Here is a 23,997-nt window from a genome sequence, read left to right as displayed (position 1 = left end):
CCCCCCCCCCCCCCCCTCCCCCCCCCCCCCCCCCCCCCCCCCCCCCCCCCCCCCCCCCCCCCCCCCCCCCCCCCCCCCCCCCCCCCCCCCCCCCCGCGGTGAGGTCAGCGCGAGCGCAGGCGCGGGAGGGGAACCGCGAGCAGGCCGGCGAGCAGGGCGATCCGCGGCGCCAGCTGGTCCAGCGCGATGTGCTCGTCCCGGGCGTGCGGGCCGGCACCGACCGCGCCCAGGCCGTCCAGGGTGGGCAGGCCGCGGGCACCCGCCAGGTTGGTGTCCCCCGCCCCGCCGGCCGGCGCGCCGTCCACCTGCTGGCCGAGCGCGGCGGCGAGTGAACGCACGTGCCGCAGCAACGGGTTGCCCTCGCGCTCGGGCCAGGCCGGCCGGCTGGACAGCACCTCGGTGTGGACCAGCGCGCCGGGGCGCAGCGCGGTCAGGTGGGCCAGCGTGTCCAGGGTGCTGCGCTGGGCCTCGGGGGTCGAGAAGCGCAGGCCCAGCTCCGCCTCGGCCTGCCCGGCGACCACGTTCGCCCGGGTGCCGCCGCGGATCCGGCCGGTGTTGAGCTCGGTGCCGGGCTGGCAGGCCAGGCCGCGGACCGCGACCAGCTGGTCCACCAGTTCGTCCACGGCCGAGGTTCCGTCCTCCGGGTGGTTGCCGGCGTGCGCCTCGTGACCGGTGACGGTCAGCCTCACCCGGGTGCTGCCGCGCCGGGCGGTCTTCAACCGGCCGTCCTCGTGCGGCGGTTCGAGGCCGAACACGGCGGCCGCGCCCGGCAGCTGGCGCTCCACCACGCGGCGGCCGTCCGGGCTGCCGATCTCCTCGTCCGCGGTCACCACCACCCGGACCGGGTGGTGCGGGCGCAGGCCGAGGTCGGCGAGCAGGGAGAACGCGCCTTCGAGCAGGGCCAGTCCGGCCTTCATGTCGAGCACGCCGGGGCCGCAGAGCATGCCGTCGTGCTCGGTGACCGGCCAGTCGGCGAGCGTCCCGGCCGGCCAGACGGTGTCGTGGTGGCCGACGAAGAGCAGGTGCGGCAGCGACTCGTCCTGGCCGGGCCACTGCATCAGCAGGTGGTCGCCGGCCGGGCCCGGCTCGCGGCGCACCTCGGCGCCGGTGGCCCGGTAGCCGGCGGCCAGCTCGTCGGCGAGCTGGTTGAGGCGGCTGGCGTCGCCGCTCGGGGACTCGATCCGGGCCAGCTCGGCGCAGCGGCGGCGGACGGTGCCCTCCATCGTCCGGGCACGGGCGGCGAGGGTGCCCGACAGGCCGGGCAGTGCCTCGGTCCCGGGGGCGGGGTCGTCGCCGCCGGGCGCGCTGGTGGGGGCGGGCTCGCCGGCGGACTCGGTCGGGGCGGCGGGGGCCGTGGCGTTCGGGCTCACCGGGCACCTCCGCGGCGGCTTCCCGTACTCAGGCATTCCGTACTCGGCGGTGCGGGCACCGGCCGGCGCACCCCCTGGTCACGCTCGGCACGCCGGCCGCCGCTTCCGGTCACCGCAGGTGGCCAGAGGCGGCGTGGTGCGATGGAACGGCTGGTCGACATGCGTCCTCCTCGCTCGGTCCGGGATCCCGGCTCGCTCGGGACCCCGCTGGGGCGGCCTCCGCTGCGCGGCGCGGGCACCACGGCAGGTAAGGCCGAGGTGAGCCTAGAAGAACCGTTCGGTCTCCTGCGAGGTGGCCCTGCTCCGCGACCCGGACCGGGGGCGCGCGCGGGGTCGTCGTGGCGCGTCTGACGGCGCGTCGCAGCGCTCGGACCCGGACCGGCCGGAGCGGGCGCGGTCACCGGATCGCGCCCACACCTCCCACGATGGACCCGCCGCGGCACTTCGGCAGGGCGAACGCCCAACGCCGGCCGGATACCCTCCGGACGAGTGACGGGCCGACAGGAGCGCGAAGGTCGCTCCGAGCGACGACCGGGGCCGGCCGGGGAGCGTACCCCGACCGGCCCCGGCTCGTGCGGCAGTGGGTGTTCAGCCGGTGGGGACCAGGTTCCAGTGCTGGTTGGCGCCGCCGTCGGCCGGCCACTGGATCACGCCGGCGCCCATCAGCAGGGACGCCGAGCGGACGTCCGCGAGCTGGCCGTCCGCGCGGTTCTCCAGGGTGTAGCCGCCGCCGGGCGCCGGGGCCACCAGCCACTGCTCGGCCGGGCTGCCGGACGGGTCGGCGAGGGCCAGCTGGGTGTCCGGCACCACCGGACCGGCGCCGGGCAGGCCGAGCCGCTCGCCACTGGCCACGCCGGTGATCGTGTAGTAGCCGTCGCCGGTCGAGCTGAGCCGCCACTGCTGGTTGCCGCCGCCGTTGCCGGGCCACTGGATGATCGGGGTGCCGGCGGTGGTGCCCTGGTCGGCGGCGTCCATCAGCTGGCTGCTGTTGGCGTTGACCAGCCGGTAGGTGCCGTCGAGCGGGGTGGTGGTGCCGGGGGTGATGGTCAGGTTGCTGAACTGCGCGCCGTAGTAGCCGCCGGTGCCGAGGCCGATCTGACCGGCGCCGTAGCTGCCGTCGGTGACCGTGCCGACCACCGCACCGTCGATCCGGGCCACGATGGTGCTGCCCTGGAAGGTGAGCGCCAGGTTGTGCCAGCTGCCGGTGCCGGGCGCCGGCACCGTGCCGCTGGCCAGCGTGGTGAAGACCCAGCTGGTGTCGCTCTTGAGCAGGGTCCAGGCACCGGTGTCGCTGAGCCGCAGGTTGTAGGCGTCCAGACCGTTGTTGTTGCGGCCCTGGGTGCCGACCCGGCCCAGCAGCTCGGCGGTGCCGGCGTGCTCCAGCAGGGCGTCGGCGCTGACCGTGTAGTCGCTCCAGCCCAGGTCGCCCATCAGGGTGTAGGGCTGGTCGGCGGTCTCGTCGGTCCAGCGGATCGGGGTGGTCTGCGCCTGCTGGCGCAGGCAGCGGCCCGGGCGGCCGCCGGCGCAGGGCTCGGTCTCGAAGGCGCCGTTCATCGAGGTGAAGTAGCGGGCCTCCTGGCCGGTCGCGGTGCCGGCGAGCGAGTCGGCGTACGGCAGCGCCAGCCGGGCGCGCTCCGGCGGGACGGTGTTGCCGGCACCCTGACCGGTGGTGGTGGTGACGGTGTAGAGGTGGCCGGGCTGGAGGGTCAGCTGGTACGTCCCGCCGGTGGCCGTCAGGTCGGGGCCGGGGACCAGGTGCGCGGTGGCGCTGTTGCTGGAGAAGTCGGTGGACCAGACGTGCAGCGCGCCACCGGGCAGGCCTCCGGCGACCTTGAGCGTGACGTTCTGTGCGGCGGTCGCGTCCATGGTCTCGAGGACCGTGCTCCAGGCCGAGCGGTCGGGCGCGGTGTAGCTGACGTAGCTGCCGTTGCCGCGGTCGCCGCCGAGGTAGCCGGAGGAGGAGTCCAGGTACTGCCAGCCGGGGGTGGTGAACTGGGTGGTCTGGGCGATCGCCCAGGTGCTGCGGCCGACCTGGTAGGCGCCGGACCAGGGCTGGTCGGCGGTGACCAGGCCCATCGTGTTGAAGCTCAGGTTCTGGTAGACGGAGGCGACCACCGGCCAGTTGATGAAGGCGGTGAGCTTGGCGTCGAGGTAGCCGCGGTTGATCGCGCGGGCGATCGGGGCGGCCCCGGTGTCGGCGTCCTCGGAGCCGTTCTCGCTGGCCCAGAGCTGTTTGCCGCTGGCGAGGGCGTCGGCGGTGGTGGAACAGCTGGTCATCGCGGACATGTAGCCGCAGGGGTAGTGGGTGCCGATGATGTCCACCGCCGAGTTCAACGCCGGGTCGCCGCGCATGGCGGTGGCGATCGACCAGTTGTCGTCGGCGCCGACCACCTGGGTGCCCGAGTAGCCGTTGGCGGCCAGCGCGGCGTGCAGGCTCTCGTACCAGGCGGCGTTGTAGCCGCGCTCGTTCCAGCCGCCGAGGTAGTCGATGGCCAGGCCGTGCTGGTGGGCGCAGCCGAGCCAGGAGATCAGGTAGTCGACCATGTCCTGGGACCAGAAGTTCCCGTTGCCGATCCAGCCGGGGGCGCCCCAGGCGAGGGCGTAGAGCTTGATGCCGGGGTTGCGGGCCTTGGCCTGCCCCATCAGCCACCACTCGTAGCCGTTGTCGCAGTCGATGGTGCCGCGGGTGTGCTCGATGGAGGACTCGGAGCCGTCGGTGGAGTTGGTGTCGCCGCCGACCTCGACCTTGAGGATCTGCAGGGCGGCGCCGTAGCCGGGCCTGAAGAGGTAGTCGAGGATCTGGCTGCGCTGCGGCTCGGGGTAGTCGAGGAGCAGGCGGGAGTTGCCGCCGCCGCCGCTGATCGCGCCGACGCCGTCGAAGGTGCGGCCGGGCGAGCTGCCGTCCACGGTGATCGCGGTGGTGGGCGTGGTGCGGGGAACGGCGGGGGCACTCGCGGCGGCGGGGGCGGGGGCACGGGCGGTCAGCAGCGCCAGGCAGAGGACGAGGACGGCGAGCGCGGCGGTCCGGCGGGGGTGCGGGACGCGGGTGCGGGCGGGTCGCGGGGCGGCGGGGAGGGGCGGAAAGGCTGGCATCGGGGGGCATGCCTCCGGTGGCGTCGCCGCTCCGGCGGGTCGCACGCCTGAGCGGTCACGAATGGTGGATTGTGCGTGATGGGTACTCCGAATCCAACTCAAGCCATCAAAAGCAAACGCTAGGGATGCCGCGACGGGCCGTCAAGAGACTTGCCATACACGGGAGTTGAGCTACCACCGGCGCCACGCCGAGCGGCGTGCTGCGCCCCCTCCGCACACCACTCCCCGCCACCTCGTCCACTTCCAAACGAGTATGGACTGACAGATATTGAAATCTGTCAGTCGTTATGCCATAGTTGTCAGCGCACGCACCACCCCTCGCACCACCTCAGGAGCCCTCGATGACCTCGATGAGCAAGCGCACCCTCGGCGGCAACGGCCCGGCCGTCTCGGCCGTCGGCCTCGGCACCATGGGCATGTCAGACCTCTACGGCCCCGCTGACGAGGCCGAGAGCATCGCCACCATCCACGCCGCCCTCGACGCCGGGATCACGTTGATCGACACCGGCGACTTCTACGGGATGGGCCACAACGAGCTGCTGATCCGCGACGCGCTGCGCGGCCGGGACCGGGAGTCCGTCCAGATCAGCGTCAAGTTCGGCGCCCAGCGCGACCCCGCCGGCAACTGGGTCGGCTACGACGCCAGCCCCGCCGCCACCAAGACCGCCCTCGCCTACACCCTGCGCCGGCTGGGCACCGACTACGTCGACATCTACCGTCCGGCCCGGCTGGACCCGAGCGTCCCGGTCGAGGAGACCGTCGGTGCCATCGCCGAGCTGGTCCAGGCCGGCTACGTCCGGCACGTCGGCCTCTCCGAGGTCGGCGCGGACACCCTGCGCCGGGCCTCCGCCGTCCACCCGATCAGCGACCTGCAGATCGAGTACTCGCTGCTCTCCCGCGGTCTGGAGGCCCAGGTCCTGCCCGCCGCCCGCGAGCTCGGGATCGGCGTGACCGCGTACGGCGTGCTCTCCCGCGGCCTGCTCAGCGGCCACTGGAGCCAGGACCGGGCGATCGCCGGCACCGACTTCCGCGGCGCCAGCCCCCGCTTCCAGGGCGAGAACCTGACCCGCAACCTCGCGCTGGTCGAGGCCCTGCGGAAGGTCGCCGAGGCGAAGGGCGCCAGCGTCGCCCAGGTGGCGGTCGCCTGGGTCGCCTCACGCGGCGAGGACATCGTGCCGCTGGTCGGCGCCCGTCGCCGCGATCGACTGGCCGAGGCGCTGGGCTCGCTGGACGTCCGTTTCGACGCGGCGGACCTGGCGGCGATCGAGGAGGCGGTCCCGCCCGGCGCCGCGGCCGGCGAGCGGTACGCCGAGGCGCAGATGGCGCACCTCGACAGCGAGCACTGAGGGTCGGGCGCCCGGATGCGGCGGCACGACCGCCGCACCCGGGACCGCCGCACCCCCGCACCGCGTTCCGGGTGCGGGGCCCCGGGCGATAGGGTTCCCGGCGGGGACCGTCGGTGTCCGGACACCGGATCCCGATCGCGGGCCGGACGGGCCGGAGTCGGCGGCGTCCCGGAGCGCAGCCGTGCCGCCCGCCCACCCGCCGGACCAGTGAGGACGTACCACCCCGTGACCACCGACAGCACACTCACCCCCGAGCAGATCCTGGGCGCGGCCGAGGACGTCCTGCGGCGGTTCGGCCCGGCCAAGGCCACCGTGGTGGACATCGCCCGGGCCCTCGGCGTCAGTCACGGCAGCGTCTACCGCCACTTCCCCAGCAAGGCCGCCCTGCGCGAGGCCGTCACCCAGCGCTGGCTGGACCAGGCACACGACAGCCTGCAGGCGATCACCGCCGAGAGCGGTCCGGCCGGCGAACGGCTGCACCGCTGGCTGGCCACCCTGTTCGCCGCCAAGCGCAAGAAGGCGCTGGACGATCCGGAGCTGTTCGCCACCTACCTGTCCCTGGTCGACGAGCACAGCGACACCGTTCGGGCCCACCTGGAGACGCTCACCGACCAGATCGCGCACATCATCCAGGACGGCATCCGGCAGGGCGAGTTCGCCCCCGTGCAGGTGCGCACCGCGGCCCGCGCGGCGTTCCAGGCCGCCGCCCACTTCCACGACCCGACCTACGCGCGCGAGTGGTCCGACCCGCAGGCCGACGCCGACTTCGAAGGACTCTGGGACCTGCTGCTGGCCGGGCTGACCGGCCGCCGGGGCAACCGTGACGACCACAACAGCGATGGCAGCAGCGGCAGTTCGGCCGACAGTACCGGCAAGTCCACTGCGGCCCAGCAGAGTTGATGGTCTCGTATCGGCAACGGATGCCGCCCGCTCCTTGCCGCCCACGGTGAACGCACACTAGGGTCGGCCCCACACCGAAACCGGATCGCCGGGACGGTGTGGGGCCGTGTTTATGTCATGCCCATGACATAACGCGCCACAGTACACCCGCACGGCGCTCGCTCCCCCACCCGCGCGCCGCCGCTCCGACGGTGGGCCGCGCCCGCTGCACAGCGCCTTCGCACCACGTTGACCGCGTCCTCGCCGGCATGCACCCGGCGCGGCCGCGCACCGGCCCGCGGCAATCGGCCGCCGGCCCTCCGCACGTGCCGAGATCCACCAGCACCGGGCGCACCCCACTCCCCGGCCGCACCCCGAGCCGGACGGACGCGCCCGCGACCCCCACGGAGGGTTCTCCCTTGCGCACCCACACCCCAGCCGGTCCACGCCGCCGCCGGGCGCGCGCGCTGACCGCCGTCCTGCCGTCCCTGGCGATGACCGCCATGGGCCTGCTGGCCTTCACCGCACCGGCCGCGAACGCCACACCCACCACCCCGAGCAGTTCCGACCACGTCGCGGTGAAGCGCGCCTGCGCCGCGCCGACCCGCCCGGGCCAGATGGCCTGCCTGGCCCTGGAGCGGACCGACCTCAGGGAACCGCGCGTGCTGGCGCCGCACGCCACCCCGTCCGGCTACGGTCCGACCGACCTCGCCTCGGCGTACGACCTGCCGACCTCGGCCGGCTCCGGCCAGACCGTCGCCATCGTCGACGCCCAGGACGACCCCAACGCCGAGTCGGACCTGGCCACCTACCGCTCGACCTACGGGCTGCCCGCCTGCACCACGGCGAACGGCTGCTTCCGCAAGGTCGACGAGAACGGCGGCACCAACTACCCGACCGGGGACACGGGTTGGGCCGGTGAGATCTCGCTCGACGTCGACATGGTCAGCGCGGTCTGCCCCAACTGCCACATCCTGCTGGTCGAGGCCACCTCGGCGAACATGAGCGACCTGGGCACCGCGGTCAACACCGCGGTCTCACTGGGCGCGAAGTACGTCTCCAACAGCTACGGCGGCAGCGAGGACTCCACCGACACCTCGTCGGACAGCCAGTACTTCGACCACCCGGGCGTCGCGATCACCGTCTCCTCCGGCGACTCGGGGTACGGCGCGGAGTACCCGGCCGCGTCCCAGTACGTGACCGCGGTCGGCGGCACCTCGCTCTCCAGGGCTTCCAACAGCCGCGGTTGGAGCGAGTCGGTCTGGTCCACCAGCAGCACCGAGGGCGGCAGCTCCGGCTGCTCGGCGTACGACCCGAAGCCGAGCTGGCAGAAGGACACCGGCTGCTCGAACCGGACCATCGCGGACGTCTCCGCGGTCGCCGACCCGGCCACCGGCGTCGCGGTGTACCAGACCTACGGCGGCACCGGCTGGAACGTCTACGGCGGCACCAGCGCCTCCTCGCCGATCATGGCCTCGGTGTACGCGCTGGCCGGCACCCCGGCCGCGGGCAGCTACCCGTCCTCGTACCCGTACGCCCACCCGTCGAGCCTGAACGACGTGACGACCGGCAGCAACGGCACCTGCTCGCCGTCCTACCTGTGCACCGCAGGCCCCGGCTACGACGGCCCGACCGGCCTCGGCACCCCGAACGGCACCGCGGCCTTCACCTCGGGCGGCGGCACCGGCAACACCGTGACGGTCACCAACCCGGGCAACCAGACCACCAGCACCGGAAGTTCGGTGAACCTGCAGATCGCCGGCAGCGACTCGGCCACCGGCCAGACCCTGAGCTACTCCGCCACCGGCCTGCCCACCGGCCTGTCGATCAGCACCGGTGGCCTGATCAGCGGCACCGCGAGCACCGCCGGTAGCTACCCCGTCACGGTCACCGCCAAGGACTCCACCGGCGCGACCGGCTCCACCAGCTTCACCTGGACCGTCGGCGGCGGCACCGGCGGCTGCCCGAACCCCGGCCAGCTGCTCGGCAACCCCGGCTTCGAGAACGGCACCAGCGCCGCCCCCTGGACCGCCAGCGCCGGCGTCATCAACAGCGACACCATCGACGAGCCCGCCCACTCCGGCAACTGGGACGCCTGGCTGGACGGTTACGGCACCACCCACACCGACACGCTGAGCCAGACCGTCACCATCCCGACCGGCTGCAAGGCGACCCTCGGCTTCTGGCTGCACGTCGATACCGACGAGACCGGCACCGCCGCGAACGACACCCTGAAGGTGACGGCCGGCTCCACCACGGTGGCCACCTTCAGCAACACCGACGCCAACTCCGGCTACACCCAGCACACTTACGACCTGTCCGCACTGGCCGGGCAGACCGTGACGCTCACCTTCACCGGCACCGAGAACTCCTCGCTGCAGACCAGCTTCGTGATCGACGACACCTCACTGACCACCTCGTAGGCACTCGTCATCACCGCAGGGCCGCGGCGATCGCCACGGCCCTGCGGGCTTACCGGTAACCGGCCGGTCAGTTACGGGAGTTGCCGAAGACGATCCGGTAGACGACGAGCAGCACCAGGGAGCCGGCGATCGCCGCCACCCAGGTGGCGGGGTCGAAGAAGTGCTTCGGCACCGCGCGGTGCAGGAAGTGGACGGAGAGCCAGCCACCGACGAAGGAGCCGGCGATTCCGATCAGGGTGGTGACGATGATGCCGCCCGGGTCCCGCCCGGGCAGCAGCAGCTTGGCGATGGCACCGGTGACCAGACCGAGGATGATCCAACTGATAATGCCCATGGTGCTCTCCTGCCCTTCCGCACGCCGCGCACACGCTCGCCGGACCGCGCCCCCTCGCCACGTCCGGTGACCGCCGCCCGGCGCATGCCTGCTGGTGGTTCCTCCGGCCGGCCACGGTACTGCGGCCGTCCTTCCTGGTGGACGCCGTCGCGCCAGCGCACGGTTGCGCGGACGGGCGCGCCGACCGCGGTCGCCCGGCTGTCACCCGGAACGCGCTGAAGCTTTCATGAGAAAACTCTCATCCTGCCGTGTCACCGTGGGGCGCCCCGGCCGCCGGGCCGGGCCCGTGCGGAAGGAGTACCGATGGCCGGCGGAGACAGCGTCGGACGCGTGCTGGTGGTGGACGACGACGACACGATCCGCCGTTCGCTGGAGCGCGGCCTGCGGCTCAGCGGCTTCGCCGTGCGCTCCGCCGACGGCGGGCGGGCGGCGCTCGCCCAGGTCGCGGCCGACCCGCCGGACGTCCTGGTGCTCGACGTCTCGATGCCCGACCTCAGCGGCACCGAGGTCTGCCGCCGGCTCCGCGAGCAGGGCGCCGACATCCCGGTGCTGATGCTCTCCGCGCTGGACGAGCTGGCCGACCGGGTGGCCGGCCTGCAGGCGGGGGCGGACGACTACCTGGTCAAGCCGTTCGCCCTGGAGGAACTGGTGCTGCGGCTGCGGGCCCTGCTGCGCCGCCGCCCACCGGCCGCGACCGGCGTGCTGCGCGCCGGCCCGCTGGAGATCGACCCGGCCACCCGCGAGGTGTGGCGGGACGGGGTGCCGGTGCGGCTGACCCCGCGCGAGTTCGAGCTGCTCGAGCACCTGGCCCGCAACACCGGCCTGGTGCTCACCCGCGACCAGTTGCTGGACCGGGTCTGGGGCTACGACTTCGACGTCCGGACCGACGCGGTCGACACCTTCGTCAGCTACCTGCGCCGCAAGCTGGAGGAGGGCGGCAGGTCCCGGCTGATCCACACCGTGCGCGGCGTCGGCTTCGTGCTGCGGGTGCCGGCCCCCGACCACGACTCCGGGACATCGCGATGAAGCTCTCCACCCGGATCGCGCTCTCCTGCGCCCTGCTGCTGCCGCTGCTGGTGCTCGGCGCGGGCGCCCTGTTGCTCGGCCTGGTCACCAACGACCTGCGCAACGAGCAGGACGGCAAGCTCCGCGACCGCGCGGCGGCGGTCCTGCCGGACGTCCGCACGCTGCTCGACGCCGACCTCACGGGCCGCACCAAGGTCGAGCAGAACCAGCACCGCAAGGTCCTGGACGCGGCCCTGGACGTCGGCGTCCGGGTGACGGACGCGACCGGTGCCCTGGTCACCGAGGGCGGCCCGCAGCCCGGCCCGGAGGTGGCGCTGCCGCCGCCCGGCACCGCCCCCCGCACCGTGCACGGCGTGGGCGCCGGCGGACGCGGCTGGCGGGTGTTCTCCGTCCCGGTCACCGGCGCCAACCCGGGCACGCTGACCGTCTTCTCCCCGCTCTCCGCCGCCGACCCGCAGGTCCGGGCGGTGCAGCGGCGGGTGCTGCTGGTCGCGCTGCTCGCCGCACCGGTCTCCGGCCTGCTCGCCCTCGGCGTGGCCCGGCACGCCACCGCGCCGCTGCGCCGGCTCGGCCGGCGGGCCGCCGCGCTGGACCCGCGGGCCGGCGCGGCCGGCTTCGGTCACGAGCGCAGCGGGGTGGGCGAGGTGGACGAACTGGCCACCGCGCTGGAGACCGTGCTGGCCCGGTACGACGAGCAGGCCGCCCGGACCGCCCAGGCGCTGGAGACCGCCCGCTCGTTCTCCGCGGCCGCCTCACACGAGCTGCGGACCCCGCTGATGAGCCTGCAGACCAACCTGGACGTGCTCAGCGCCCACCCCGAGCTCTCCGACCGGGACCGCGCCGAGATCCTCGCCGACCTGCGCGACGACCATCGTCGGCTGCTCGAACTGCTCACCGCGCTGAGGACGTTGGCCCGCGGTGACCTGGTCGAGGAGGAGGCCTTCGGCCCGCTGGACCTCGCCGAGCCGGCCGAGGCCGCGACGGCCGAGCTGCGCCGGCGCAGGCCGGACGTCGCCGTCCAGCTGGTCACCGCGCCGGAGGCGGCGGCGGGCCTGCGGGTGTTCGGCTGGGAGGCCGGGCTGCGGATCGTCTGCGACAACCTGCTGCTGAACGCCGCGGTCCACGGGCACGCCCCCGGGCAGCCGGCGCGGATCACCCTCCGGCTGGGCCGGGAGGCCGACCGGGCCGTGCTCACCGTGGACGACAGCGGCCCGGGCATCCCGCCGGCCGAACGGGCCGCGGTGTTCGACCGGTTCCACCGCCGCCGGGACAGCCCCGGCTCGGGGCTCGGGCTGACCCTGGTGGCCCAGCAGGTGGCACTGCACCGCGGCACGGTGACGGTCTCCGCGCCGCCCGACGGGTACGGGTGCCGGATCGAGGTGCGGCTGCCGCTGGTCGCGACGGACGCGCCGACGCTGCCGCTGCCGGCCCGGCGGGACTGGATCGGCGCGCTGGCGGCGGAGCGGGCCTGAGGTCCTCCCGCGCGCCGGCGCGTCCTCGGCTCACAAGGAATCCACAAAGTGCCGTCCTACCGTTCCCGGTGTCCGGGCCGCCGGGAACGAACGACGGCGGGCCGGGCGCACGGTTCACGTCGTCAGCACTGGAGGACACCCGTCATGAACGCCCCACGCAAGGCCGCCGCCACCCTCGGCGCTCTCGCCCTCGGCGGCGCCCTGCTCGCTGCCGCCGCCCCCGCCCAGGCGGCCACGCCGTCGGCCCAGCCGCCGTCCATCAAGACCGTCGGCGCACCGAAGAGCGACGGTGCCAAGGGCATCTGCAAGCGCGTGCCGAAGCTCCAGCTGCGCATCGAGAACGCCATCACCCGCCTCAACGGGCCGGACACCGTGGCGGGTTCGATCGCCCGCCTGCAGGTCCGGGTGAACGACGCCCAGAGCGCCGGACAGACCGCGATCTACAACTACCTCAACGACCGGCTGACCTACCGCAAGAGCCTGCTGCCGACCCTCACCACCCGGCAGAGCGACCTGAACGCGGTCGCCACCTGGTGCTCCAGTCAGGGCCTGGGCCCGACGAACGCCGCGTCCCCGGCCGCCCAGTGAGGCGCGCGCTCGGCATCGCCGCGGCGGCGCTGGTCGCCACGGCCGCCCTGACCGGCTGCGCGGGCGGCTCCGGACAGGCGGCCGGCACCCCGGCCGCTCCGGCCACCCCCGCGGCGACCGCCCCGGCCGCCGGGGCCACCGACAGCAGCCAACTGAACGCGATGGAACAGAAGGTGGACGCTGCGGAGAGCGCCGCCGCGGCGGCCGACTCGGACGCCGCCCAGAACAACTGACCCACCCCGGAAGCCGCTCGGCAGCCCGTCCCCCCGCGCTGCGCCGAGCTCCAGCGGGCCCCGCCGACCGCCCATGTCGGCCGGGCCCGCTGGCCGTTGTCGACGCAGGCCCGGCTCCGCCCGTCAATGACCTTACTCAGCCGGGGACTTGCCACGGACACCGTGCCGCAGGCCGCACCGAACCACGAACCGGTCCGGAAGTCCCCGTCCCCTGACCGATGTTGATGGTCCCGTGGAAGTCGCGACCCTGGATCGGGGGCCGCACCTCGGCGTTGCCGAAGACGGTGTTGCGGACGGTGCTCGTTCCAGGTGCGGGGACTCGGCGTGGTCGTGGAGCCAGTCGGTGAGGGCCGTCTCGGTGTCCATGAGGCTCCCCCAAGGCGCGCTGCCGCGCTCGCGGCGTGCTCGGACGGCAGCCGTCGGGGACCGGCGATCCGGCGGTTTCCGGGAGCCCGAGGAGTGGACGGGCGCCCCGCCGCTCCGTGGACCCGGCTTGACGTCCCGGCGGCCGGTCGCCCAGTATCGCGGTATGGATCTCGGCACCACGCTCGTCTGCCGCCTGCACGTCGATCTGCGACGCCAGGCGAGCGACATGTGTGCGCGCTGACCGCTGATCCCCTCTCCCGCCCGTTGCCCGTGACCTCTGCCGGGCGGCGCGGCCGTTCCCGCTTCTCCCCGGGCTGCCACCGGTAGCCCCGCCGTCCCCTCGCCGCCGGCCGTCACACGTCGCCGCGCGACGGCCGGCGGGCGCCGCCGTGCCGCCGCTGCCACGCGCCCCCAACGCGCGCCCCGACCTCTGTGAGGACCTCCATGAGCACCCATCTCGCGCCGGACCCCGCTCCGGCGCCGGCCGCCCCCCGCACCGCCCCCCGCACCCCCGCCGAGCTGCGGGCCCTGGTCACCGAGCTGGCCGAACGCCCGGCGGAGTGGATCCACCTGGTCCGCCTCTCGGTCGGCGAACGCTGGTACGTCCAGCTGGACCTGACCCCGGGCCACGAGGTCTGGCTGATCAGCTGGCTGCCCGGCCAGTCCACCGGGTTCCATGACCACGGCGGATCGCGCGGCGCGTTCACCGTGGCGCTGGGCGAGCTGGAGGAGCTGTCGCTGGGCGGACCGGAGGGGGAGCTGCGCACCCGGCGGCTGGGCGCGGGCGCGGTGCGCGCGTTCGGTCCGGAGTTCCTGCACGACGTCCGCAACACCTCGGCGGGCCCGGCGGTGACCATCCACGCGTACTCACCGCCACTGAGCGAGATGGCCCGCTACGAGCTGCGGGCGGACGGGCTGCGGCGCACCGCGATCGAGGGGCCGGAGCAGTGGTGACCGTCGACGAGCTGGTGGCCCGGGCCCGGGCGGGCGTGCACCGACCGGGGCCGGCCGAGGCGTACCGGGCGCAGCAGGAGGGTGGGGCGCTGCTGGTGGACATCCGCCCGGCCGCCCAGCGGGCCGCCGAGGGGCAGATCCCGGGGGCGCTGGTGATCGAGCGCAACGTGCTGGAGTGGCGGCTCGACCCGACGGGCGGCCACCGGATCCCCGAGGCGACCGGGTACGCGGTGCCGGTGGTCGTGGTCTGCTCCGAGGGCTACGCCTCCAGCCTGGCCGCCGCCTCGCTGCGCGAGCTGGGCCTGGCCCGGGCGACCGACCTGGCCGGCGGTTTCGTCGCCTGGGCCGCCGCCGGCCTGCCCACGGTCCCGGGCGGCACGACCGGCGACCGGCCCGCCCGCTAGGCGGTCCGGAGGAGCCCGCCGAGCCCGTTGTCAGACCCGGCCGCCAGACTGGAGCGGACCAAGCCGGCCGGCCCGGCGGCGCCGGACGGTCCGGCGGCGCCCCCGGTCGCCCCCGAGGTGTCTGATGTGTCACTGATCCCCGGTCAGGGTTTCCGACCACCCCGAGCAGGGCAGGGGCGAATGTCCCTCCTGACAGCGCTTCACCCGATCGGTGCTGACCGCACCACAACTAGGAACTCCCCGTGATCAGATTCGACGGCGCCGGCAAGCGCCACCCCGACGGCACGATCGCCGTCGAGGGTCTGGACCTCGACGTGCCCGACGGCCGGACCACCGTGCTGGTCGGCCCGTCCGGCTGCGGCAAGACGACCATCCTGCGGATGGTCAACCGGATGGTCGAGCCGACCTCGGGGCGGGTCCTGCTGGACGGTACGGACGTCGCCGGACTGGAGCCGGCCCAGCTGCGCCGCGGCATCGGCTACGTGATCCAGCAGGCCGGGCTCTTCCCGCACCGCCGGGTGCTGGACAACGTCGCCACCGTGCCGTACCTGCTCGGCTGGGACCGCAAGCGGGCCCGGGCCCGGGCGATGGAGCTGCTGGAGCTGGTCGGGCTGGCGCCGGAGACGGCCAAGCGCTACCCGTTCCAGCTCTCCGGCGGCCAGCAGCAGCGGGTCGGGGTGGCCCGGGCGCTGGCCGCCGACCCGCCGCTGCTGCTGATGGACGAGCCGTTCAGCGCGGTCGACCCGGTGGTCCGGGCCGGGCTCCAGGAGGAGCTGCTGCGGCTGCAGTCCGAGCTGAACAAGACGGTGCTCTTCGTGACGCACGACATCGAGGAGGCGGTCCGGCTGGGCGACCAGATCGTGGTGCTGCGCGAGCACGGCCGGATCGGCCAGGTCGCCGATCCGGCCACCCTGCTGGCCGCGCCGGCCGACGAGCAGGTGGCGGCCTTCCTCGGCCGGGACCGCGGGCTGCGCGGGCTCGGCCTGCGCCCGGCCACGACCATCTCGCTGGTCCCGGTCGGCCGGCCGGTGGGCGAGCGGCGGCTGATACTCGACGCGACCGGACGGCCGACCGGCTGGCAGACCCCGGACGGGCCGCTGCCGGTCGCGGTCTTCCGGCCGGCCGTGGACACCCTGCGCACCGCGCTGGACGCCGTACTGCTCTCCCCGGTCGGGGCGGCCGTGGCGGTGGACGCCGAGGGGCGCGCGCTGGGTCTGGCGCCGCGCGCGGCCGTGCTGGACGCGGTGGACCGGGCGGGCGCGCCGGACGGCGCGGCCCGGGTCGAGGGCGCGGAGGAAGCGGAGGAGGCCGGCCATGGACGGTGAACCCCTGGTCCGCTGGTACTGGATCGGCGACCACCTCGGCTACCTCGGCGGCCTGCTCGGCGACCACGCGGTGATCTCGCTGGTCCCGGTGCTGCTCGGGCTACTGCTCGCGGTGCCGCTCGGCCTGCTCTGCACCCGCTTCCCGCGCTGCTACCAGCCGCTGGCCGCGGTCTTCAACGTGATCTACGCGCTGCCCTCGCTGGCGGTCTTCGTGGTGCTCATCCCGTACACCGGGCTGGCCACCCAGGCGACCGTGATGGTCCCGTTGACCTGCTACGCGCTGGCCATCCTGCTGCCGACCACGGTGGACGGCCTGCGGGCGGTCCCCGAGCCGGTCCGGCAGGCGGCCACCGCGATGGGCTACGGGCCGTGGCGGCGACTGGCGGCGGTGGAGCTGCCGGCCTCCCTGCCGTACCTGCTGGCCGGGCTGCGGGTGGCCGCGGTCTCCAGCATCTCGCTGGCGAGCGTCGGCGCCCTGGTCGGGCGCGGCGGGCTCGGTTACCTCTTCATCGACGGGTTCCAGCGGACCTTCCCGACCCCGATCGTGGCCGGGATCGTGCTGGTGGCCCTGCTCGCGCTGGTCACCGACGGGGTCCTGCTGCTGGCCCGCCGGCTGCTCGCGCCGTGGGCGGTCCGGGAGACGGCGGTGGCCCGGTGAACTTCGGCTACTGGGGCTCCTGGCTCTCCGCTTTCTTCGACTCACCCGACCGGCGGCACGGGCCGGACTCGATCGTGCACCGGATCGCCGAGCACCTGACGCTCTCCGGCGAGGCGCTGCTCTGCGCGGCGGTGCTGGCCATCCCGCTCGGGCTGCTGATCGGCTACACCGGCCGCGGCGCCGCTCTGGTCACCGCGCTGAGCGGGGCCGCCCGGGCGCTGCCCACGCTCGGGCTGGTCACGCTGACCGTGCTGCTCGCCGGGGTCGGCAGCACGGCGGTGCTGGTGCCGCTGGTGGTGCTGGCCGCGCCGGTGCTGCTGGTGGCGGCCTGCGAGGGCGTCCGCGGCACCGACCCGGAGCTTCGGGACGCGGCGCGCGGGATCGGGCTGACCCATCCGCAGGTGCTCTGGCAGGTCTGCGTGCCGTCCGCGCTGCCCGCGCTGCTGGCCGGGCTGCGCACCGCCACCGTGCAGGTGATCGCCACCGCGACCGTGGCGGCCTACGTGGGCCTGGGCGGGCTCGGCCGGTACGTGGTCGACGGGCTGGCGACCAACAACTTCGCGCTGACCGTGGGCGGCGCGCTGCTGGTGGTGCTGCTAGCGGTGGCGGCCCAGCTGCTCTTCGCACTGCTGAATCGTTTCGCCCTGCCCGCCGGGCTGCGCCGCCGGCGTGGCTGAGCCCGCGGCCCACTCACTTCTTCGTCCGAACCACTGGGAGGAAACACTCATGTCCCTGCGCTCTCCGCGGCTCCGGCCCGCCCGCTCGGCCTCGACCCTGGTGCTGGCCTCGGCCGTCGCACTGACGGCGGCTGCCTGCGGCTCCACCAGCAGCAACCCGCTCGGCGGCGGCTCGGGCTCCGCCGGCAGCGGCTCGAAGGTGGTGGTCGGCTCGGCGAACTACCCGGAGAACGTGCTGCTCGCCGCCATCTACTCGCAGGCGCTGCAGGCCAAGGGCGTCAAGGTGGACGAGAAGTTCAACATCGGCAGCCGCGAGGTGCTCTACGGCCAGCTGAAGAGCGGCAGTCTGACCGTGCTGCCCGAGTACAACGGCGCGCTGCTGCAGTATCTCGATCCCAAGTCGACCGCGAGTACCACCGCGGACGTCAACGCCGCGCTCAGCAAGGACCTGCCGGCCAACCTCGGCATCCTCGACTCCTCCGCCGCCGAGGACAAGGACTCGCTGACGGTCAGCCAGGCGACCGCCAGCAAGTACGACTTGAAGAGCATCGCCGATCTGGCCGGCAAGTCCCAGGACTTCGTCATCGGCGGGCAGCCGGAGTTCCAGTCGCGGCGCGAGCAGCAGTTCAAGGACGTCTACGGGCTGACCTTCAAGGAGTGGAAGCCGACCGCGGACACCACCGCCAACGCGCTGGCGGACGGCTCGCTCCAGGTCGGCGACGTCTTCACCACCGACCCGCGGATCAGCCAGTTCAACCTGGTCGCGCTGGCCGACCCGAAGGACGTGTTCGGCGTGGAGAACGTGACCCCGCTGGTCAACAAGGCGGGCCTGAGCGCCACCGCGACCGACACCCTGAACGCCGTCTCGGCGAAGCTGGACACCGCCGGGCTGCTGGCGCTGATGAAGAAGGTCTCGGTCGACAAGGACGACCCGGAGCAGGTTGCCAAGGACTGGGTGAAGGCCAACGGCCTGGGCTGATCCGGAAGTTGGGGAGCACGCCGGCGCCCCGTCCGACGTCGGTCGGGCGGGGCGCCGGCGTGCGGCGCGGTGGACCGGCTCAGTACCAGTGGTGGTTCTGCCAGAACACCCAGGCCTGGTCCGGGCTGCCGTAGCGCTCGTTCATGTAGTTGAGCGCCCACCTGATCTGGGTCACCGGGTTGTCGCGCCAGTCGGAGCCGGCCGAGGCCATCTTGCCGGCCGGCAGCGCCTGGCCCAGGCCGTAGGCGCCGGAGCCGGCGTTGGTGGCGTTGATGTTCCAGCTGCTCTCGTGGCTCACGATGTTGGCGAACGAGGCCCACTGGTCGGCCGGCACCATACTCCGCGCCAGCGCCCGGACGCCGCTCGGACTGGTGTCGGTGACGGCCGGCGGGGTGCCGGGGGCGGCCGGCTGGGGCGCGGGCTGTTCCTGGGCGGGCTGCTCGGCGGCGGGCTGTTCGGCGGCGGACGCGGCCTGGGTCACCGGCGCGGACTGCTCCTGAACGGCCTGGTACGGCGCGACGGTCAGGGTGTGACCCACCTCGTGGCGCACGGGCTGCAGGTACGGCGCGCTGTCCAGCTTGCCGTTGAAGTCGGCGGCGACGGGCGCGGCCGACGCCGGCACGGCGTCGACGGAGAGCTTGAAGTCGTCCCGGTGGCCGTCCGCCACGACGGCGGCCGGGGCCTCGGCGACGGCGGACGGGGACGGAAGCGCGAGGGCCAGCGCGGAGGCGGCACAGACGGTGGCCAGCCCCGCGGACCCGGCGATCACGGTGGATCGTCGGCGCACGGTGGTCATCAGGGCGCTGCGCATGCTGCTTCTACCTCGTTCGGTGGTTTCCGGCCCCGGACGCGGGCGCGCAGCGGTACGGCGCGGCCGATCGGCCGCGCGCTGCGGTGGCGCGTCGGGGCCGTGGGCACGCCGGTCTCGGTCGGTGCCGTACGGAGGCGCACCACCGGCGTGACAGCAGGGCGGTGCGCTGGGCGACTCGTCCAGGTTTAACGTGGCGCGCGGCCGGGCGGCAAACCTCGCCACTACGACGCCCGGTAGCAGGACGGGATGCGGGAGTGGCCACCGGCCCCCTGCCCGCAGGGGCGGGCGGGCCACGATCGGCGATCGTGGTCGTCCACGGGCTGTGGCGGTTGTCACCGACGCCGTCACCCGTGGTGGACTGACGGGCACGGAGGGCGATCGGGCGCCCCGGCGCGCACCGCCGGACGGGCCGGGCGGCCGATCGGCCCCGGCCGCAACCGGACTGACCGACTGTCAACAGCCTTGACAGAACAATGGTCTAGTCCAACCATAAGTGTCCGGACCGGGACGCACGTGGGGATGTGACCACCGGCCGGCGGGGCAGCGCCCTGCCTCCGCCCGATCAACTCCCCAGCCAGCCCCGCCCCCACCGCGTGGCACGACGGCTCCCGGTCCGAGGCCGGTCGCCGCCGTGCGCGCAGACCTCTCCCCCACGTCTGCTGGAGCACTGATGCGACTTCACAGATCCATCCGGGCCGTCGTGGCCGCCGGCGCCACCCTGGTCGCCTCGGCCGGCCTGGTGGCCGGCGCGAGCACCGCGGCCCACGCCGCCACGCCGCTGCCCGCGCACGTCTTCGCCCCCTACTTCGAGGCGTACAGCAGCGACAACCCGGCCACGCTGGCGAGCCAGTCGGGCAACAAGTACCTGTCGATGGCGTTCATCCAGACCGCGAGTGCGGGCTCCTGCACCCCGTACTGGAACGGCGACACCGGCAGCCCGATCTCGGCCGCGACGTTCGGCAGCCAGATCAGCGCGATCCAGGCGGCGGGCGGTGACGTGATCCCGTCCTTCGGCGGCTACACGGCCGACCACGCCGGTACCGAGATCGCCGACAGCTGCACGGACGTGAACCAGATCGCGGCGGCGTACGAGAGCGTCATCACCACCTACAACGTCAGCCGGATCGACCTCGACACCGAGGACAACTCGCTCACCGACACGGCCGGCATCGACCGGCGCAACAAGGCGGTCAAGCAGGTCGAGGACTGGGCCGCGGCCAACGGGCGGACCGTGCAGTTCTCCTACACGCTGCCGACCACCACCAGCGGCCTGGCCGACTCCGGTCTCGCCGTGCTGCAGAACGCGGTGAGCAACAACACCCGGGTCGACGTCGTCAACCTGATGACCTTCGACTACTACGACGGTGCCACCCACGAGATGGGCGCCGATGCCGAGAACGCCGCCACCGGGACCTACGACCAGCTGGCGCAGCTCTACCCGTCGAAGACGCCCGCCCAGCTCTGGGCCTCGATCGGGATCACCCTGATGCCCGGCATCGACGACTACGGCGCGGCCGAGACCACGACCGTCGCGGATGCCACCGACGTCGCCAACTGGGCCACCGGCAAGGGGATCAGCACCCTGTCGTTCTGGGCGCTGGAACGGGACAACGGCGGCTGTGTCGGGACCGCCGGCTCCGACACCTGCTCCGGGATCGCCCAGAACACCTGGGACTTCAGCCACGCCATGGAGCCGTTCACCAGCGGCGGCGGGGCGACCAGCAACGACTTCTCGCTGAGTACCTCGCCGGCCGCGGGCACGGTCGCGCCCGGGGCGAGCACCAGCGCGAGCATCGCCACCGGCGTGACCTCGGGGAGCGCGCAGAGCGTCGCGCTGTCGGTGTCGGGCGCGCCGGCGGGGGTGACGGCCGGCATCAGCCCGTCCAGTGTCACCGCGGGGGGCAGCGCGACGCTGAACATCAGCACCACGAGCGCGGTAGCGCCGGGCAGTTACCCGCTGACCGTCACGGGCAGCGCCGCGTCCGGGAGCCACCAGGCGACGTACACGCTCACCGTGAGCGGCTCGGGCGGCGGCGGTGGGCTGGTCAACGGCGGCTTCGAGACCGGGAGTCTGAGCCCGTGGACCTGCCAGCCCGGCGGCACGGTGGTCACCACGCCGGTGCACAGCGGGAGTTACGCGCTGCAGGTCACACCGACCAGTGGGCAGACCGGTGAGTGCGACCAGACCGTGACGCTGAGCCCCGACCACAGCTACACGCTCACCGGTTGGGTCCAGGGCGACTACGCGTACCTGGGGGTGAGCGGCGGCGCCACCGGCTCCTCCTGGGCCTCCGGCAGCGGGTGGACGCAGCTGTCGGTGCCGTTCACCACCGGCTCGTCCGGCACGGTCACGGTGTACCTGCACGGGTGGTACGCGCAGGGGAACGTGTACGGGGACGACTTCGCGATCTCCTGACCACCTGCTGGCCCCTTGTCTCAAGGGGCCAGCAGTTTACCGGGATTCATGATGCCCCGGGGGTCGAGGGCGCTCTTCACCGCGCGCAGCAGGGCCAGTTCGACCGGCTCGCGGATCGCCGCCAGCGCCTCCCGCTTGAGCACCCCGATCCCGTGTTCCGCGCTGATGCTGCCGCCGAACCCGGCGACCAGACGGAACACCAGCGCGGAGATCGCCGCCCGGTCGGCCTCCGGCGGCGCCAGCACGTTGAGGTGCACGTTGCCGTCGCCGAGGTGACCGAAGGCGTTGAGCGTGCAGTCCGGATGACGCAACGTCAACTCCAGCTCGGCGGACCGGTAGAACGCCGCCACCTGCCCCAGCGGCACGCTGACGTCGTGCTTGACCGCACCGCCCGCGCGCCGTTCCGCCTCGGGCAGCGCCTCCCGCAGGGCCCAGAGCGCCGCCGCCTGCGGGCGGTCGAGCGCGGGCACGGCGTCCGCGGCCCATCCCCGCCCGGTCGCGTCCGCGAGGAACCGCTCCAGCCGCGCGCCGAGGTGCGCGCCGTCGGGGTCCGTGGTGGCGGCCTCGACCAGCAGGTAGCCGGGGTAGCGGCGGTCGAACGGGTCGCGGTGGCCCGAGGTGTGCTCCAGCACCAGGCCGAGCCCGGTCCCGGTGAAGAACTCCAGGGCGCTGAGGCGCTCGTCCAGCGACTCCCGGGCGAGGGCCAACAGCGGTCCGAGCGCGTCCGTCGCCGGCAGCCCGAGCAGCGCCACCGCGCGGTGTCGCGGGGCCGGGAAGAGCCGCAGGGTGGCCGCGGTGACGACGCCGAGGGTGCCCTCCGAACCGATCAGCAGCTGCTTGAGGTCGTAGCCACTGTTGTCCTTGCGCAGCGCCCGCAGCCCGTGCCAGACCCGGCCGTCCGGCAGCACCGCCTCCAGCCCGAGCACCAGCTCGCGCATCATGCCGTAGCGCAGCACGTTGCTGCCGCCCGCGTTGGTGGCGACCACCCCGCCGATCCGGCAACTCCCCTCCGAGGCCAGTCGCAGGGGGAAGAGCAGCCCGGCCGCGGCGGCCGCCCGCCGCACGTCGGCGACCACGCAGCCGGCCTCCGCGGTGAGTGCGAAGTCGGCCGGGTCGACGCCGCGGATCCGGTCCAGGGCGCGGACGCTGAGCACCACCTGCTCGCCGGTGCCGAGCGGCAGCGCGCCGCCGACCAGTCCGGTGCCCCCGGCGAACGGCACCACCGGCACCCCGTACCGGGCGCAGATCCCGACCGCGGCGGCCACCTCGGCGGTGCTCCGCGGGCGCAGCACCGCCGCCGGCCGCGCGGGCAGCAGGCCGCGCTCGTCGCGGACGAAGCCGGCCGCCGGATCGCCCGGGGCGAGCACCCCGCCCGGCCCGAGGGTGGCGCGCAGGGCGTCGAGGGCGGCGGCGAGCGGCGATCCGGTCTGGTCCACCCGGGCATTATCCGCTGCCGCGTCCGCCGCCGCCTCGCTAGGGTCGAGCACGTGATCGACGAGTCCTCACCCACCCGCTCCCAGACGCGCACGGCCTTCGCCGCCCTCGCGGCCACCGCCGTCCGCGACGTCGCCACGCTGCGCGAGATCTACGGGCCGTCCAGCCACGCGGTCCAGCACAAGCAGGTCGACCGGATCCACGAGGTGTCCCGACGGCTGATCGGCTGCTCCTCGTTCGTGCTGATCGGCACCGCCGACGCCGACGGCAGCTGCGACGTCTCCCCGCGCGGCGGGCCTCCCGGCTTCGTCGCGGTGCTGGACGAGCGCACCCTGGCGATCCCCGACGCGACCGGCAACCGGCGGATCGACAGCCTGCGCAACATCGTGGCCACCGGCCGGGCCGGCCTGCTCTTCCTGGTCCCCGGCCGCAACGACACCCTGCGGGTGAACGGCCGGGCCTTCGTCTGCACCCACCCGGGGCTGCTGGCGCAGCTCACCGCGGTGGGCAGGCCGCCGCGCACCGCCATCGTGGTGGAGGCCGAGGAGGTCTACGGGCACTGCCCGAAGTCCCTGCTGCGCGGTGCGGTCTGGAAGCCCGAGCAGTGGCCGGCCAAGGACGCCGCCCCGAGCTCGGCGGAGGTGACGCTCTCCCACCTGTCCGCCTCGCTCGACGGCCTGACGGTGGAGATGATCGAGCAGGCGGAGGAGGAGTCGCTCCGGCTCCGCTACGAGTGAGCGGGGCCGGTGACTACCGGCCCGTCACGTGGCGGATGGTCGGGCCGGTGGTCCAGCCGCCGTCCACGGCGAGTTCGGCGCCGGTGACGTGGGAGGCGTCGGCGGAGAGCAGGAAGACCACCGCGGTGGCGATCTCCGGAGCCTCGCCGACCCGGGCCATCGGGGTGTTGGGGTAGTGGCCCGCGCCGCGCCGGATGCCGGTGGCGGCGGTCATGGGGGTGTAGGTCATGCCCGGGTGGACCGAGTTGACCCGGATCCGGTCGGTGCCGAGCTCCACCGCGCCGATCTCGCTCAGCCCTCGCACGCCCCACTAGTACTACAGGGATAGATCTCGATTGGCGGGTGCGGCAGGATGTTCTGCTGTGAGTGCGCGAGGGCAGGTCGACGATGAGGTGACGGCGGAGGATCTTGAGATCCTGGACGCCGAGTTCGAGGCAGTGTGCGCCCGGATCGAGCCGTTGTTCTACCGGCC

General features: G+C 74.1%; 20 protein-coding genes and 1 pseudogene. 15 read left to right on the top strand and 6 right to left on the bottom strand.

What is annotated here, in order from left to right:
* Nucleotides 1-104: 104 nt before the first annotated feature.
* Both ACZ38L_RS33245 and ACZ38L_RS33240 read right to left on the bottom strand, forming a co-directional pair.
* On the bottom strand, nt 105-1,370 hold the full coding sequence (locus ACZ38L_RS33245; RefSeq protein WP_465700464.1) for a M20 family metallopeptidase: 1,266 nt from the start codon (nt 1,368-1,370) through the stop codon (nt 105-107).
* 588 nt (nt 1,371-1,958) lie between these two features.
* Nucleotides 1,959-4,463, bottom strand: coding sequence for an RICIN domain-containing protein (locus ACZ38L_RS33240; protein ID WP_465700462.1), 2,505 nt, complete (start codon nt 4,461-4,463; stop codon nt 1,959-1,961).
* A gap of 350 nt (nt 4,464-4,813) precedes the next feature.
* Here ACZ38L_RS33240 and ACZ38L_RS33235 point away from each other — a divergent pair, with 350 nt between their 5' ends.
* From ACZ38L_RS33235 to ACZ38L_RS33225, 3 genes are all read left to right on the top strand, one after another.
* A complete protein-coding gene (locus ACZ38L_RS33235) occupies nt 4,814-5,809 on the top strand; it encodes an aldo/keto reductase (RefSeq protein ID WP_465700466.1) in 996 nt (331 codons plus the stop codon).
* 225 nt (nt 5,810-6,034) lie between these two features.
* The gene (locus ACZ38L_RS33230; protein ID WP_465700460.1) at nt 6,035-6,709 is read left to right on the top strand and encodes a TetR/AcrR family transcriptional regulator; all 675 of its coding nucleotides are present in this window, start codon (nt 6,035-6,037) and stop codon (nt 6,707-6,709) included.
* 398 nt (nt 6,710-7,107) lie between these two features.
* On the top strand, nt 7,108-9,111 hold the full coding sequence (locus ACZ38L_RS33225; protein ID WP_465700458.1) for a putative Ig domain-containing protein: 2,004 nt from the start codon (nt 7,108-7,110) through the stop codon (nt 9,109-9,111).
* Between the two features lie 67 nt (nt 9,112-9,178).
* Here ACZ38L_RS33225 and ACZ38L_RS33220 read toward each other — a convergent pair whose 3' ends face one another.
* The gene (locus tag ACZ38L_RS33220) at nt 9,179-9,445 is read right to left on the bottom strand and encodes a GlsB/YeaQ/YmgE family stress response membrane protein (protein ID WP_465700456.1); all 267 of its coding nucleotides are present in this window, start codon (nt 9,443-9,445) and stop codon (nt 9,179-9,181) included.
* A gap of 303 nt (nt 9,446-9,748) precedes the next feature.
* Here ACZ38L_RS33220 and ACZ38L_RS33215 point away from each other — a divergent pair, with 303 nt between their 5' ends.
* From ACZ38L_RS33215 to ACZ38L_RS33170, 10 genes are all read left to right on the top strand, one after another.
* Entirely contained in the window at nt 9,749-10,471 is a 723-nt protein-coding gene (locus ACZ38L_RS33215; protein WP_465700454.1) for a response regulator transcription factor, read from the top strand.
* Nucleotides 10,468-11,943 (top strand): sensor histidine kinase, encoded by a 1,476-nt coding sequence (locus ACZ38L_RS33210; protein WP_465700452.1) that lies wholly within the window; start codon nt 10,468-10,470, stop codon nt 11,941-11,943. The genes ACZ38L_RS33215 and ACZ38L_RS33210 overlap by 4 nt, the downstream gene beginning before the upstream one ends.
* Before the next feature lie 144 nt (nt 11,944-12,087).
* Nucleotides 12,088-12,531: a hypothetical protein gene (locus tag ACZ38L_RS33205; RefSeq protein WP_465700450.1), complete on the top strand. Its 444-nt coding sequence runs from the start codon at nt 12,088-12,090 to the stop codon at nt 12,529-12,531.
* Nucleotides 12,528-12,764 carry a hypothetical protein gene (locus ACZ38L_RS33200; protein ID WP_465700448.1) on the top strand — a complete coding sequence of 79 codons (237 nt, stop codon included), beginning with the start codon at nt 12,528-12,530 and terminating at the stop codon, nt 12,762-12,764. Before ACZ38L_RS33205 ends, ACZ38L_RS33200 begins: the two co-directional genes overlap by 4 nt.
* An 810-nt stretch (nt 12,765-13,574) precedes the next feature.
* The gene (locus tag ACZ38L_RS33195; RefSeq protein WP_465700446.1) at nt 13,575-14,084 is read left to right on the top strand and encodes a cysteine dioxygenase; all 510 of its coding nucleotides are present in this window, start codon (nt 13,575-13,577) and stop codon (nt 14,082-14,084) included.
* Nucleotides 14,078-14,488 carry a rhodanese-like domain-containing protein gene (locus ACZ38L_RS33190; RefSeq protein ID WP_465700444.1) on the top strand — a complete coding sequence of 137 codons (411 nt, stop codon included), beginning with the start codon at nt 14,078-14,080 and terminating at the stop codon, nt 14,486-14,488. Before ACZ38L_RS33195 ends, ACZ38L_RS33190 begins: the two co-directional genes overlap by 7 nt.
* 242 nt (nt 14,489-14,730) lie before the next feature.
* A complete protein-coding gene (locus ACZ38L_RS33185; protein WP_465700442.1) occupies nt 14,731-15,813 on the top strand; it encodes an ABC transporter ATP-binding protein in 1,083 nt (360 codons plus the stop codon).
* Nucleotides 15,803-16,471, top strand: coding sequence for an ABC transporter permease (locus tag ACZ38L_RS33180; RefSeq protein WP_396562349.1), 669 nt, complete (start codon nt 15,803-15,805; stop codon nt 16,469-16,471). The genes ACZ38L_RS33185 and ACZ38L_RS33180 overlap by 11 nt, the downstream gene beginning before the upstream one ends.
* Nucleotides 16,438-17,148 (top strand): ABC transporter permease, encoded by a 711-nt coding sequence (locus ACZ38L_RS33175; protein ID WP_465700438.1) that lies wholly within the window; start codon nt 16,438-16,440, stop codon nt 17,146-17,148. Before ACZ38L_RS33180 ends, ACZ38L_RS33175 begins: the two co-directional genes overlap by 34 nt.
* Before the next feature lie 49 nt (nt 17,149-17,197).
* A complete protein-coding gene (locus tag ACZ38L_RS33170) occupies nt 17,198-18,127 on the top strand; it encodes an ABC transporter substrate-binding protein (protein WP_465700435.1) in 930 nt (309 codons plus the stop codon).
* Between the two features lie 79 nt (nt 18,128-18,206).
* Here the strand turns inward: ACZ38L_RS33170 and ACZ38L_RS33165 are convergent, their stop codons facing one another.
* Nucleotides 18,207-18,938: an aggregation-promoting factor C-terminal-like domain-containing protein gene (locus ACZ38L_RS33165; protein ID WP_465700433.1), complete on the bottom strand. Its 732-nt coding sequence runs from the start codon at nt 18,936-18,938 to the stop codon at nt 18,207-18,209.
* Between the two features lie 670 nt (nt 18,939-19,608).
* On the opposite strand from ACZ38L_RS33165, the gene ACZ38L_RS33160 reads away from it, so the two are divergent.
* On the top strand, nt 19,609-21,354 hold the full coding sequence (locus tag ACZ38L_RS33160) for a carbohydrate binding domain-containing protein (protein WP_465700431.1): 1,746 nt from the start codon (nt 19,609-19,611) through the stop codon (nt 21,352-21,354).
* A 20-nt stretch (nt 21,355-21,374) separates the two neighbouring features.
* Here ACZ38L_RS33160 and ACZ38L_RS33155 read toward each other — a convergent pair whose 3' ends face one another.
* Nucleotides 21,375-22,790 (bottom strand): FAD-binding oxidoreductase, encoded by a 1,416-nt coding sequence (locus ACZ38L_RS33155; protein ID WP_465700428.1) that lies wholly within the window; start codon nt 22,788-22,790, stop codon nt 21,375-21,377.
* A 51-nt stretch (nt 22,791-22,841) separates the two neighbouring features.
* On the opposite strand from ACZ38L_RS33155, the gene ACZ38L_RS33150 reads away from it, so the two are divergent.
* A complete protein-coding gene (locus ACZ38L_RS33150) occupies nt 22,842-23,525 on the top strand; it encodes an MSMEG_1061 family FMN-dependent PPOX-type flavoprotein (RefSeq protein ID WP_465700426.1) in 684 nt (227 codons plus the stop codon).
* A gap of 13 nt (nt 23,526-23,538) precedes the next feature.
* Here the strand turns inward: ACZ38L_RS33150 and ACZ38L_RS33145 are convergent.
* Nucleotides 23,539-23,835 (bottom strand): annotated as a pseudogene (locus tag ACZ38L_RS33145) (SDR family oxidoreductase); the annotation flags it as partial.
* Nucleotides 23,836-23,997 lie beyond the last annotated feature (162 nt).

This window comes from Kitasatospora sp. NPDC024654, from assembly GCF_055559155.1.
The sequence above is the reverse complement of the archived record's forward strand: the minus strand, read 5'-3'. Positions and strand labels throughout refer to the sequence as shown.